This is a genomic window from Pseudomonas sp. ES1, from assembly GCF_050586605.1.
Taxonomy (GTDB): domain Bacteria; phylum Pseudomonadota; class Gammaproteobacteria; order Pseudomonadales; family Pseudomonadaceae; genus Aquipseudomonas; species Aquipseudomonas sichuanensis.
Map to the genome: position 1 here is coordinate 1 of NZ_JBOBDM010000008.1, position 12,631 is coordinate 12,631.

Sequence of the window (12,631 nt, forward strand, 5' to 3'; positions counted from 1 at the left end):
TCTATATAGCTACGCCACTAGGAGATCACTCAGCCTTGAGAGTAACTCGCCCAAAGGCCTTCTTGCCCGCCTGGCACACATGGGTAGCTCCCAGGGCAAACATGAAATCACGCTCAACCACTGCACCATCAACCTTCACGGCGCCAGCACTGAGCAGATCCCGTGCCTGAGCCGAGTTTTTCACAAGCCCAGCCCGGTTCAACACAGCAGCAATCGGCAAGCTTTCAGCCGCAGCGACTTCGATCTCGGGCAGATCCTCAGGCAGCTCGCCCTCCTTCATCCGATTACCCGCCGCACGGTGAGCATTGGCAGCAGCCTCTTCACCATGGAAGCGCGCTACGATTTCTTCCGCCAGCTTGATCTTGATGTCACGCGGATTCGCGCCCTGCGCCACATCCGCACGGAACTGGTCGATCTCCTCCATGGAACGGAAGCTGAGCAACTCGAAGTAACGCCACATCAAGGTGTCCGGAATCGACACGAGCTTGCTGAACATCACACCCGGCGCTTCCTGGATGCCGACGTAGTTGCCCAACGACTTGGACATCTTCTTCACGCCGTCGAGCCCTTCGAGCAGCGGCATGGTGACGATGTTCTGCGCCTCCTGACCATAAGAGCGCTGCAGCTCACGCCCCATCAGCAGGTTGAATTTCTGGTCCGTGCCGCCTAGCTCAACGTCCGCCTTCAACGCCACCGAGTCATAGCCCTGTACCAGCGGATAGAGGAACTCATGGATCGCGATAGGCTGATTGCTGCTGTAGCGCTTGTCGAAGTCGTCACGCTCGAGCATGCGCGCGACCGTGTACTGCGAAGCCAGGCGGATGAAATCAGCCGGCGTGAGCTTATCCATCCAGGTGGAGTTGAACGCGACCTCGGTCTTGGCCGGGTCAAGAATCTTGAACACCTGCTGCTTATAGGTCTCGGCGTTATCCAGCACCTGTTCGCGCGTCAGCGGCGGGCGAGTGGCACTCTTGCCGCTCGGGTCACCGATCATGCCGGTGAAGTCACCAATCAGGAAGATCACCTGGTGACCCAGATCCTGGAACTGGCGCAGCTTGTTGATCAGCACCGTGTGGCCCAGGTGCAGGTCCGGCGCGGTAGGGTCGAAGCCCGCTTTGATACGCAGCGGCTGGCCGCGCTTGAGCTTCTCCACCAGTTCCGACTCGACCAATACCTCTTCCGCACCGCGCTTGATTAGCGCCAGCTGCTCTTCAACAGACTTCATAGACAGACCCGCAAGGCTCAGATTCAAGGGGAGCCAACCATACAAGATCGGCCATCAAATACAAGTTTCGCAACGGAATGTGACCCGAACGGCGCAACGCAACGTCTACGCGCCCTTGCGCGAGAATGGTTTTGGTTATATTTTATACAGTTATTTCATCTTCATCATGTCATTCATCTTTTCCACTTCATCCTTTTCAAAGTCACCTCACTTATGACCAACGAAACGCCTAAAGCGCCCCCGCTTTATCCGAAAAGCCATCTGTTGGCCGCCAGCGGCATCGCTGCTCTCCTCAGCCTGGCCTTGCTGGTATTCCCTTCCAGCGAAGTAGAAGCCAAGAAAACCACGCTAAGCCTGGAGCTGGAGAGCCCGGCAGAGCAGCTGAAGGAAGAGTCCCGCGTCGCGCCACTGGTGCAATCCGAACAACGCACCGACTCGCCTTTCGCCCAGATCGAAGGCGATGAAGCGGACACCGCCCAGGCCAAGCCCGAGCCCGCCCCCGTCGCCAAACAGGAAGACAAGGCCCCCGGCCACCGCGAGGTAGTCGTGGCCCGCGGCGATACGCTCTCCACACTGTTCAACAAGGTTGGCCTGCCGGCCAACGCCGTCCACGACCTGCTGGCGAGCAACAAGCAGGCCAAGCAGTTCAGCCAGCTCAAGCATGGCCAGGTACTGCAGTTCGAACTGGACAAGAACGGCCAACTGACCAGCCTGCACAGCAAGGTCAGCAACCTCGAAACCATCCGCCTGACCCGCACCGACAAGGGCTTCAGCTTCGATCGCGAAGTCAGCAAGCCAGTCATGCGCACCGCCTACGCCCATGGCGTGATCAAGAGTTCGCTCTCGGCCTCGGCGCAACGCGCGGGGCTGTCCCACAGCATGACCATGGACATGGCACGCATCCTCGGTTACGACATCGACTTCGCCCAGGACATCCGCCCGGGCGACGAATTCGACGTGGTCTATGAGCAGAAGATGATGGACGGCAAGGTGGTCGGCACCGGCAACATCCTGTCGGCCCGCTTCACCAACCGCGGCAAGACCTACACCGCCGTGCGCTACACCAACAAGCAAGGCAACACCAACTACTACACCGCCGACGGCAACAGCCTGCGCAAGGCGTTCATCCGTACGCCGGTGGACTTCGCCCGCATCAGTTCGCGCTTTTCCGCTGGCCGCAAACACCCGATCCTGAACAAGATCCGCGCCCACAAAGGTGTCGATTACGCCGCCCCGCGCGGCACACCAATCAAGGCCGCCGGCGATGGGCGCATTGAGCTGGCCGGGCGCCGTGGCGGCTATGGCAACACCGTGATCATTGCCCACGGCAACGCCTACAAGACGCTCTATGGCCACATGCAGGGCTTCGCCAAGGGCATCAAGACCGGCGGCAGCGTCAAACAAGGCCAGGTCATCGGCTACATCGGCACTACCGGCCTGTCGACCGGCCCGCACCTGCACTACGAGTTCCAGGTCAACGGCGTGCACGTCGACCCACTGAGCCAGAAGGTGCCGATGGCCGACCCGATCGCCAAGGCTGAGCGCGCGCGCTTCAACCAGCAGAGCCAACCCTTGATCGCCCGTATGGATCAGGAAAAGGCCACCCTGCTCGCCGCCAACAAGCGCTGACCACATGGCGCTCTATCTTGGCGTGATGTCCGGGACCAGCCTTGATGGCCTGGACATCGCCCTGATCGAACAAGGCGAGCAGCTTCGGCTGCTCGCCACCCACTACATCCCCATGCCCACCGACCTGCGCCAGCAGCTGCTCGGCCTTTGCGCCAGCGGCCCCGACGAGATCGCCCGCGCGGCACTGGCGGAGAACCACTGGGCCACCCTCGCCGCCGAAGGGATCAACTACCTGCTGCGCGAGCAAGGCCTGCAGCCCGATGCCATCGACGCCATCGGCAGCCATGGGCAGACCATTCGCCACGAACCCGCCCGCGGCTTCACGGTACAGATCGGCAACCCGGCGCTGCTGGCCGAGCTGACCGGCATCTGTGTGGTCGGTGACTTCAGGCGCCGCGACGTGGCGGCGGGCGGCCAGGGCGCGCCGCTGGTGCCGGCCTTCCATGAAGCGCTGTTCGGCCACCTTGGCCAGCGACTGGCGATTCTCAATGTGGGCGGTTTCAGCAACCTCAGCTTGATCGAGAAGGACAAGCCAGTGCATGGCTTCGACTGCGGGCCGGGCAATGTGCTGCTGGATGCCTGGATCGAGCGCAAGCGCGGCCAGGTATTTGATGCCGATGGCGCCTGGGCGGCGAGCGGGGCGGTGCAGCCGGCCTTGCTCCATGCACTGCTGAGCGACCCGTTCTTCGCTGGCAGCGGCCCGAAAAGCACCGGCCGCGAGGTCTTCAACCTGCCTTGGCTCGACGGCCATCTCGCCCAACTGCCCAGCTACCGCGACGAAGACGTACAGGCCACCCTGCTGGAGCTGACTGCACGCAGCATCATCGACTCGCTAGGCCAGGCTCAACAAGGCACCGAAGCCTTGCTGGTGTGCGGCGGAGGCGCCCGCAACGGCGCGCTGATGGCACGCTTGGCGCAACTGCTGCCGGACGCCCAGGTGTCCAGCACAGCAGCGCACGGCGTCAATCCGGACTGGGTCGAGGCCATGGCCTTTGCCTGGCTGGCCCATTGCTGCCTGGAACGCATCCCCGCCAACCGGCCCAGCGTCACCGCCGCCAGGGGCCTGCGCGTCCTCGGCGCAATCTACCCCGCGTAGCCAGCCGCACAATGCAAAACGCCGCGCAAATGCGCGGCGTTTTCATGTCAGCCCACAGATCAGATCGAGAACGACGAACCACAGCCACAGGTGGTGCTGGCATTCGGGTTCTTGATCACGAAGCGCGAACCTTCCAGGCCTTCCTGGTAGTCCACTTCGGCGCCCGCCAGGTACTGGAAGCTCATCGGGTCAACCACCAGCGCGACACCTTCACGCTCGACGATAGTGTCATCCTCGGCCACGTCTTCATCGAAGGTGAAGCCGTACTGGAAGCCCGAGCAACCACCGCCCGTCACGAAAACGCGCAGCTTCAGACGCTCGTTGCCCTCTTCGCTGACCAGGGTCTTCACCTTGTGTGCAGCCCCTGGGGTGAACTCCAAAGCCGTGGGGGTGAAGGTTTCGACGCTCATGCTGATTCTCCCGGCGCAGTGCCGCCATAAAACTCGATGGCGCGTATTATCCGCTTGTCCGAGAAAATCGGTCAACAATACGAAAGCTGCAAGCGACTAGCCGCAAGCTTCAAGCCGAATACGACAGCCCCGCTTGCAGCTTGAAGCTTGCAACTTGCCACTGCTTTAAGGCAACAGGCCGGCGTGGGACAGGCCCATGCGCTCGTCCAGGCCGAACAGGATGTTCAGGTTCTGCACCGCCTGGCCGGACGCGCCCTTGACCAGGTTGTCGATCACCGACAGCACCACCACCAGGTCGCCACCCTGTGGCCGGTGCACAGCGATACGGCAGACGTTGGCGCCGCGCACGCTGCGGGTCTCTGGGTGGCTGCCGGCCGGCATCACGTCGACGAACGGTTCGTTGGCATAGCGCTTTTCGAACAGCGCCTGCAGATCGACCGACGTATCAACGACGTTGGCATAAAGGGTGGCATGAATGCCGCGGATCATCGGGGTCAGGTGAGGCACAAAGGTCAGGCCGATGTCCTTGCCTGCGGCCAGTCGCAGGCCTTGGCTGATTTCCGGCAGATGGCGGTGCCCTTTGACCGCATAGGCCTTCATGCTCTCGCCGGCCTCGCAGAACAGCGAACCTACGGCGGCACCACGGCCTGCACCACTGACGCCGGACTTGCAGTCGGCGATCAGCCGCGAAGGGTCGGCCAGGCCAGCTTCCAGCAACGGCAGGAAGCCCAGCTGGGTAGCGGTCGGGTAGCAACCGGGCACGGCGATCAGGCGCGCCTGGCGGATCTTCTCGCGGTTCACTTCAGGCAGGCCGTAGACCGCGTCCTTGAGCAGTTCAGGCGCGCCGTGCGGTTGCCCGTACCACTTGCCCCACTCCACGGCGTCCTGCAGGCGGAAGTCGGCGGACAGGTCGATGACCTTGGTGCCCGCCGCCAGCAGCTCGCCGGCCAGGGCGTGGGCCACGCCGTGCGGGGTAGCGAAGAACACCACATCACAGGCGCCCAACGCCTTGCTGTCCGGCACGCTGAAACACAGCCCGTCGTAGTGGCCGCGCAGGTTGGGGTACATGTCGGCAACCGCCACGCCCGCTTCGGAGCGCGAAGTGATGACCGCCACTTCGGCCTGTGGATGCTGCGCCAGCAGACGCAGCAGTTCGACACCGGTGTAACCCGTGCCGCCGACGATACCGACCTTGATCATAACGCTTGCCCCTTATCAACGAGCCCACTGGAAAGCGCACGATAATAGGGGCCCGGCAGGCCTGTAACAACTATTCCCATGACCCTTTGGCGCTTGCCCACTACTATTCGCACGACCGTGAAAACCTGAAGGAACCGCACATGCTCTATCTATGGATCAAGGCGCTGCACATCGTCAGCGTGGTTTGCTGGTTCGCCGGCCTGTTCTACCTGCCACGCCTGTTCGTCTACCACGCCCAGAGCCAGGACAGCATCAGCCTCGACCGCTTCATCACCATGGAGCGCAAGCTGTACCGGGGCATCATGAACCCGGCGATGATCGCCACCTATGTGTTCGGCGGCTGGATGCTCTACCTCAACCCCGGCTGGCTGAGCCAGGGCTGGCTGCACGCCAAGCTGACCCTGGTGGTGCTGCTGACCGCCTACCATCATATCTGCGGCGCCCAGCGCAAACGCTTCGCCGCCGGCACCAATACCCGCAGCCACGTGTACTACCGCTGGTTCAACGAGGCGCCGGTACTGATCCTGCTGGGGATCGTAATTCTGGTGGTGGTCAAACCGTTCTGACGATAGCCCACCCTGCACAGGAGTTTCGCCATGTCCCTGCCCGCCTCGCTGCAACAACGGCTGCGCCTGCCACTGGTGGCCGCGCCGATGTTCCTGATTTCCAACCCGCAACTGGTGCTGGCCTGTTGCGCCAGCGGTGTGGTGGGCAGCTTCCCTGCGCTCAACCAACGCGACAGCGCAGGCTTCAAGGCCTGGCTGGAGGAGATAGAGGCAGGCCTGGCTCAGTTGCAAGCGCCAGCCCCCTATGCAGTCAACCTGATCGTCCATCCAAGCAATCCGCGTCTGCAGGCCGACCTGGCCCTGTGCGTCGAGCATCGCGTGCCCATCGTCATCACCAGCCTCGGTGCAGTGAAGGAGGTGGTGGATGCAGTGCACGGCTACGGCGGCCTGGTGTTCCATGACGTGACCACCCGACGCCATGCGCAGAAGGCGGCAGAGGCCGGTGTCGATGGGCTGATCGCCGTGGCCGCCGGCGCGGGTGGCCATGCCGGCACCTGGAGCCCGTTCGCCCTGGTCGCCGAGATCCGCCAGTTCTTCGACAAGACCCTGCTGCTGGCAGGCTGCCTCAACCACGGCCACGAACTGCTCGCGGCGCAATTGCTGGGGGCAGACCTGGGCTACATGGGCACACGCTTCATCGCCACCCGTGAGAGCCAGGCACAGGACGCCTATAAACAGATGATCCTCAGCGCAACCGCCGCCGATATCATCCACACGCCAGCAGTATCCGGCATCCCGGCCAGCTTTCTGCGGCAAAGCCTGGACCAGGCCGGCTACGACCTGGCGGCGCTCACCAGCAGCCATGAAGCCGGCAAGCTCAAACCGCTGGACGAGGAAGCCAAGGCCTGGAAGACCGTCTGGTCCGCAGGCCAGGGCGTCGGTGAGATCAACGACCTACCCAGCGCCGCAGCACTGATCGAACGCCTGCACAGCGAATACCGAGGCGCCCTGGATCGCGCCCAACAGCTACGCAGCAACGCCTTGTAGCAAACCAACCAGGCTGTAAACTAGGCGCCCCTTAAGCTCCAGGAGCCTTGCATGACCCGTTACGCCATGATTACCGGCGCTTCCACCGGCCTGGGCCTGGCCCTGGCGGAGGCCCTGGCGCGGCGCGGGCGCAATCTGATCCTGGTGGCACGCCAGCGCGAGACGCTGGAGCCGGTGGCCATCGAACTGACCCAGCGTTTTGGCGTGGAGGTGCTGTTCCGCGCCTGCGACCTCAGCCAGCCCCTGCGCCTGTCAGGGTTCGTGCTTGAGCTGGAGGAAGGCGAGCGGCGCATCGACCTGCTGGTCAACTGCGCAGGCCAACGCACCTACGGGCCCTTCCTTGCCCATGAATGGGCCGACGAGCAGGACCTGCTGGAGGTCAATATCCTGGCCCTGAGCCGCCTGTGCCATGCCATCGGCAACCTGATGGCCGTGCAGGGTGGCGGGCAGATCCTCAATGTCGCAGGCCTGGCCGGGGTCGCGCCTGGCCCCTGGATGGCCGCCTACGCCGCCAGCAAGGCCTATGTGCTCAGCTTCAGCGAAGCCTTGCGTGAAGAGCTCGGGCGCACCGGGATCAAAGTCTCGGTGCTGTGCCCCGGGCCGGTTCGTTCGTCGCGCCGGCGCATTCCCCGCCTCGACGCCAACAGCCCGAGCCCCGAGGAGATCGCGCTGTACACCGTACGCGCCCTGGACAAGAACCGCGCGCGGATCATCCCAGGCCGGCGCAACCGCTGGCTGGCCTTTGCCCCGCGCCTGTTGCCGCGCTGGTTGACGCGCAAGCTGGCCGGCGTGATCCACCGCCGCTACTGCCCGGTAGGCATGGAATAAGCACTGGGCGAGTGGCAGCGGGCTCAGTACACTCGGCCCGGACACTCACCATGGAGCATGTGCTGTGGACGATCTATTCCTCAAAATCATCAACCGGGAAATCCCGGCGGATATCATCTACGAAGATGACCAGATCCTCGCCTTCAAGGACATTCACCCTGCGGCGCCGGTGCATTTCCTGGTCATCCCGAAAAAACACATCCGCACCCTCAACGACCTGACCGAAGAAGACAAAGCCCTGGCCGGGCACATCCTCTTCACCGCCCAGCGCCTGGCCATCGAGCAAGGCTGCGAGGAAGGCTTCCGCGTCGTCATGAACTGCAACCCCAAAGGCGGCCAGACCGTCTACCACATCCATATGCACGTGCTTGGCCAGCGCCAGATGCACTGGCCACCGGGCTGATCCAGGGCAAGCCCCCTCCAGCCGATTGCGGTAAACTGTCGGGCACACTCTAGTGGAGGTGCCCGATGGCTACCGAACGTCACTACTCGCCGCTCGACCGCTTGTTGCTGCAGGCCGATACCGCCATGCGCACCCTGCTCCCCTTCAGCGGCCAACCTTCGCGCCCGTCACCGGCGATCATCCAGCCCGACGCCGAACTCGACGAGCAGCAGAGCCGCCACGTCGCCGGCCTGATGCGCATCAACCACACCGGTGAAGTCTGCGCCCAGGCGCTCTACCAGGGCCAGGCCCTGACCGCCAAGCTGCCCCAGGTGCGCAAGGCCATGGAGCATGCGGCAGAAGAAGAAATCGACCACCTGGCCTGGTGCGAGCAGCGTATTCGCCAGCTCAACAGCCACCCCAGCGTGCTCAACCCGTTGTTCTACGGCATGTCCTTCGGCATCGGCGCACTCGCCGGCCTGGTCAGCGACAAGGTCAGCCTGGGTTTCGTCGCCGCCACCGAGCATCAAGTGTGCAAACACCTGGACGAGCACCTTGAACAGATCCCAGAGAGCGATGGCAAATCCCGCGCCATCCTCGAACAGATGCGCGTCGACGAAGAGCACCACGCCGAATCCGCGCTGGAAGCTGGCGGCTATCGCTTCCCGGCGCCCATCCGTTTCGGCATGAGCCTGATGGCCAAGGTCATGACCAAGAGCACCTACCGCATCTGAGGCACAGCGCATGGAACGCTTCGACGCCAAGGACCTGGCACACGCGGTAGACGCCGGCGTACTGCAACCGGGCCAGGACCGCGCACTGCTGGACTTCCTGCGCCAGCAGCCACAAAGCCGCGGCAGCTTCCAGCTGGCCCACGTCGCCTTCTACTTCGGCGCCCTGCTGATCATGGGGGCGATGGGCTGGTTGCTCACCGAAGCCTGGATGCGCATCGGCGACAGTGCACTGCTGTCCATCGCCTTGCTCTACATCGCCACGCTCACCCTGTTCGCCCTGTCACTGCAACGCCGCGGGCAGCCCATCGCCGCCGGCGTGCTGGCGGCCGTCGCGGTGAGCATCGTGCCACTGGCGGTATTCGCCGTGGAACGGCTGGTGGGCTGGTGGCCGCTGGACGATGCCCAGGGTGACTATCACCAGTACTACACCTATGTGCAGGGCGGCTGGCTGGCCATGGAAGCCGCAACCGTGGTGGCCGGCCTGCTGATGCTGCGCCTGGTGCCCTTCCCGTTCATCGTCATTCCGATCGCGCTCGCACTGTGGTTCATGTCCATGGACCTGACCGAGTGGGTGTATGGCGATGTGTTCAGCTGGGAGCAGCGACGCACGGTCTCGGTGTGGTTCGGCCTGGCCGTGCTGGTGGTGTTCGTCGGCGTCGATGGCCGCACCCGCCAGGACTACGCTGGCTGGGGCTACCTGGCCGGCCTGCTGGCGTTCTGGGGCGGGCTCACGTCGATGGACAGCGCCAGCGAACTGGGCAAGGCGCTGTATTGCCTGATCAACCTGGGGCTGATGGGGCTGGCCGTGTTGTTGCGCCGGCCGGTGTTCATGGTATTCGGGGCGATGGGCGTGGCGGCCTATCTCGGCTATCTGTCCTACGAGGTATTCGCCGACTCGCTGCTGTTCCCGCTGGTGCTCACCCTGATCGGCCTTGGCGTCATCGGCCTGGGCCTGCTGTACCAGAAACGACGGGAAGCCTTGAGTGCACAGCTGCGGGCCAGGCTACCCGAGCGCCTGTTGCAGTGGCTGCCGGCGTTGCGCCGTTGAAGTTCCGACTGATCACGGCTCGGTTGCTGCAAAGCCTAGGGCTGATACCGGTTGCCTATGGGTTTGTCTGCCTGATGACAGCTTCCATCAGGCAAACCGCCTTCAGCCTGCAACTGCCCGACCTCGGCGAGCCCGACAGCAACAGTGTGGTCGAGATGCTGCTGTTCACAGTGCCTGGGCTGCTGCTGTTCCTGCTGCTGGCTTACCACTGCCGCAAGCGTCGTACGCTTATCGCCCTGTTCGGCTTGGCCGCCGTGGTCACGGCGCAGTTGCAGTGCATGCTGTTTGCCCAATCTTTCGGCAACACCTGGAGCAGCAGCGAAATACTCGGGCTACTGCTGTTCAACATCCCGTTGCTGCTGCTCGCGCTCACCCCGGGCGTCGCCTGGCTACTGGCCGCTGAGCGGCTGAACCTGCAAAGCGCCTGACTGCCAGGCGCCATTGCCGGTCACCCGAGTTCGACAATCTCGTAACCGTGGGTGATTTCCACCCCGGCACGCTCGAGCATGATCGATGCCGAGCAGTACTTTTCGGCCGACAGCTCCACCGCGCGCTTGACCTGTGCTTCTTTCAGCCCACGCCCTTTGACCACGAAGTTCATATGGATCTTGGTGAACACCTTGGGGTCCTCACTGGCGCGCTCGGCTTCCAGGAAGGCTTCGCAGCTCTCCACCGCCTGACGTGACTTCTTGAGGATGCTGACCACATCGAAGCTGCTGCATCCGCCCAGCCCCAACAGCAGCATTTCCATCGGGCGCACGCCAAGGTTGCGGCCGCCGGCTTCGGGCGGGCCGTCCATGACCACCACATGGCCACTCCCCGACTCGCCGAGGAACATTGCTTCACCCGCCCACTGGATGCGTGCCTTCATCTATCCGGACTCCCGATCTCGTAAAAAGGGTGCCAGCTTAGACCTTGTGACGCTGTCGGAAAAGCTCAAGGCGCAGCGCTTTCATGCCGATACATGGGGGCGTGTCTGATAAGCTGGCGCCAAATGACTGGCGCATCACGCCAGGCAGCCTCAATAAAAAGCCAATGCCTCACATCGAACAGGATTTCGTGATGGTCTCCTCAGCCCTTGCGCCCAAGATCAAGAACATCGAAAAGCTGCTGGTGCACTGCCAGCGCCGTCGCTACGCCGCCAAAAGCAACATCATCTGCGCGGGCGACCGGGCCGAGACCCTCTCGTTCATCATCAAAGGCTCGGTGACCATCCTGATCGAGGACGACGACGGCCACGAGATGATCATCGCCTACCTCAACAACGGCGACTTCTTTGGCGAGCTAGGCCTGTTCGAGCCCGCCGGCCAGGAGCATCAGCGCAGCGCCTGGGTGCGGGCCAAGACCGAATGCGAAGTGGCCGAGATCAGCTACGACAAATTCCGCGAGCTGGGCCGCCAGGACCCGGAGATTCTCTACGCCCTCGGCGCGCAAATGGCCCAGCGGCTACGCAATACCACGCGCAAGGTCGGCGACCTGGCCTTCTTCGACGTGACCGGCCGGGTTGCCCGCTGCCTGCTCGAACTGTGCAGGCAGCCAGACGCCATGACCCACCCCGACGGCATGCAGATCAAGATCACCCGCCAGGAGATCGGGCGCATCGTCGGCTGTTCACGGGAAATGGTCGGCCGCGTCCTCAAGGATCTCGAGGAGCGCAGCCTGGTGCAGGTGAAAGGCAAGACCATGGTGGTCTACGGCACCCGCTAATCTTTCGGCAGCCCGGCAATGACCTCGGCATAGGCCAGGGAAAGGCGCTCGAACCAGGGCGCCTGTGGCGCCACTTCATGCAAGGCGATATGGCTGTCGGCCCGGCAACGCTGTTCAAGCTCGCAACATTCATTGAAACGATTGACCGCCGCCACCATCGATTCGCGCTCGTTGTCCAGCAGCAGCGCACCGTGCACCAACACCACCGGGCGCTTGCCGCCCAGGCCCTGGCGCCAGCGCTGGGCAGTGCCGACCAGTTTGCGGCCGTTCAGGTTGACGTTGTAACGGCCATCGCAGAAGGCACCATCGATTTCCCCCACCGACGCCACCCCACCCCACTCGCGCAGTACATCGCACAGTGGCAGGCACAGCCGCTCGTAGGCATTCTCGATGCGCCCATGATCGCCTTCGCTGCGCGGCGCGACGTAGACCAGCGCCACGTTCACGGTTGAATGCGACTGCGGCACAGGCTCACCACCGGTTTCGCGCAGCAATACCGGCCAGCCGGCGATCGCCAACTCGGCGCAGGCGGCTTCGAAGTTATCCAGGCGACTCATACGGCGTGGCATCACCAGCGCATGATCGGTGGGGCGCCAGAACAGCACGCCAGCGTCACGCTCGCCACGGCACACGGCGGCCAGCAATTCCTGCTCGGCGTGCAGGCCCTGTTCGACGGTCAGGGCCAGGGGTTGATCGGTCATTGATCCACCTTCGATGAAAGCTCTACCGGCCTCATCGCGGGGCAAGCCCGCTCCCACGTTGTCACAGCGCTTGCGTGGGAGCGGGCTTGCCCCGCGATGAGGCCCTCGAATACAGACA

15 protein-coding genes are annotated in these 12,631 nt (G+C 63.5%); 10 read left to right on the forward strand and 5 right to left on the reverse strand.

What is annotated here, in order from left to right; translation table 11 throughout:
* Positions 1–25: 25 nt before the first annotated feature.
* Positions 26–1,225, reverse strand: a complete 1,200-nt coding sequence (tyrS, locus tag ACQ4N9_RS05075; protein ID WP_390966099.1) for a tyrosine--tRNA ligase — start codon at positions 1,223–1,225, stop codon at positions 26–28.
* Positions 1,226–1,438: 213 nt separating this feature from the next.
* Between tyrS and ACQ4N9_RS05080 the strand changes: the two genes are divergently transcribed.
* Positions 1,439–2,854: a peptidoglycan DD-metalloendopeptidase family protein gene (locus ACQ4N9_RS05080; protein ID WP_390966101.1), complete on the forward strand. Its 1,416-nt coding sequence runs from the start codon at positions 1,439–1,441 to the stop codon at positions 2,852–2,854.
* A gap of 4 nt (positions 2,855–2,858) precedes the next feature.
* A complete protein-coding gene (locus ACQ4N9_RS05085; RefSeq protein WP_390966103.1) occupies positions 2,859–3,950 on the forward strand; it encodes an anhydro-N-acetylmuramic acid kinase in 1,092 nt (363 codons plus the stop codon).
* Positions 3,951–4,009: 59 nt separating this feature from the next.
* Here the strand turns inward: ACQ4N9_RS05085 and erpA are convergent, their stop codons facing one another.
* Together erpA and argC are read right to left on the reverse strand one after the other, a co-directional pair.
* Complete coding sequence (gene erpA, locus ACQ4N9_RS05090) at positions 4,010–4,360, reverse strand: iron-sulfur cluster insertion protein ErpA (protein WP_125462372.1); 351 nt, start codon at positions 4,358–4,360, stop codon at positions 4,010–4,012.
* Positions 4,361–4,525: 165 nt separating this feature from the next.
* Positions 4,526–5,560, reverse strand: coding sequence for an N-acetyl-gamma-glutamyl-phosphate reductase (gene argC, locus ACQ4N9_RS05095; RefSeq protein ID WP_110994258.1), 1,035 nt, complete (start codon positions 5,558–5,560; stop codon positions 4,526–4,528).
* 140 nt (positions 5,561–5,700) lie between these two features.
* On the opposite strand from argC, the gene hemJ reads away from it, so the two are divergent.
* The 7 genes from hemJ to ACQ4N9_RS05130 all read left to right on the forward strand — a co-directional run bounded on the left by hemJ (position 5,701) and on the right by ACQ4N9_RS05130 (position 10,533).
* The gene (gene hemJ / locus ACQ4N9_RS05100; RefSeq protein WP_110994259.1) at positions 5,701–6,126 is read left to right on the forward strand and encodes a protoporphyrinogen oxidase HemJ; all 426 of its coding nucleotides are present in this window, start codon (positions 5,701–5,703) and stop codon (positions 6,124–6,126) included.
* A gap of 30 nt (positions 6,127–6,156) precedes the next feature.
* Positions 6,157–7,113 carry an NAD(P)H-dependent flavin oxidoreductase gene (locus ACQ4N9_RS05105; protein WP_390966106.1) on the forward strand — a complete coding sequence of 319 codons (957 nt, stop codon included), beginning with the start codon at positions 6,157–6,159 and terminating at the stop codon, positions 7,111–7,113.
* Positions 7,114–7,164: 51 nt separating this feature from the next.
* Positions 7,165–7,941, forward strand: coding sequence for an SDR family NAD(P)-dependent oxidoreductase (locus tag ACQ4N9_RS05110; RefSeq protein WP_390966108.1), 777 nt, complete (start codon positions 7,165–7,167; stop codon positions 7,939–7,941).
* A gap of 64 nt (positions 7,942–8,005) precedes the next feature.
* Entirely contained in the window at positions 8,006–8,344 is a 339-nt protein-coding gene (locus tag ACQ4N9_RS05115; RefSeq protein WP_390966109.1) for a histidine triad nucleotide-binding protein, read from the forward strand.
* 65 nt (positions 8,345–8,409) lie between these two features.
* On the forward strand, positions 8,410–9,057 hold the full coding sequence (gene coq7 / locus ACQ4N9_RS05120) for a 2-polyprenyl-3-methyl-6-methoxy-1,4-benzoquinone monooxygenase (protein ID WP_110994262.1): 648 nt from the start codon (positions 8,410–8,412) through the stop codon (positions 9,055–9,057).
* A gap of 10 nt (positions 9,058–9,067) precedes the next feature.
* A complete protein-coding gene (locus tag ACQ4N9_RS05125) occupies positions 9,068–10,105 on the forward strand; it encodes a DUF2157 domain-containing protein (RefSeq protein WP_390966111.1) in 1,038 nt (345 codons plus the stop codon).
* A 74-nt stretch (positions 10,106–10,179) separates the two neighbouring features.
* Entirely contained in the window at positions 10,180–10,533 is a 354-nt protein-coding gene (locus tag ACQ4N9_RS05130) for a hypothetical protein (protein ID WP_390966113.1), read from the forward strand.
* A 20-nt stretch (positions 10,534–10,553) separates the two neighbouring features.
* Here ACQ4N9_RS05130 and ACQ4N9_RS05135 read toward each other — a convergent pair whose 3' ends face one another.
* Entirely contained in the window at positions 10,554–10,976 is a 423-nt protein-coding gene (locus ACQ4N9_RS05135; RefSeq protein WP_004376171.1) for an OsmC family protein, read from the reverse strand.
* A 191-nt stretch (positions 10,977–11,167) separates the two neighbouring features.
* Here ACQ4N9_RS05135 and crp point away from each other — a divergent pair, with 191 nt between their 5' ends.
* The gene (gene crp, locus ACQ4N9_RS05140; RefSeq protein WP_110994327.1) at positions 11,168–11,812 is read left to right on the forward strand and encodes a cAMP-activated global transcriptional regulator CRP; all 645 of its coding nucleotides are present in this window, start codon (positions 11,168–11,170) and stop codon (positions 11,810–11,812) included.
* On the opposite strand, the gene ACQ4N9_RS05145 is transcribed toward crp, so the two are convergent.
* Complete coding sequence (locus ACQ4N9_RS05145; protein ID WP_110994265.1) at positions 11,809–12,513, reverse strand: lipoate--protein ligase family protein; 705 nt, start codon at positions 12,511–12,513, stop codon at positions 11,809–11,811. The two genes, crp and ACQ4N9_RS05145, sit on opposite strands and share 4 nt — an antisense overlap.
* Positions 12,514–12,631: the final 118 nt, after the last annotated feature.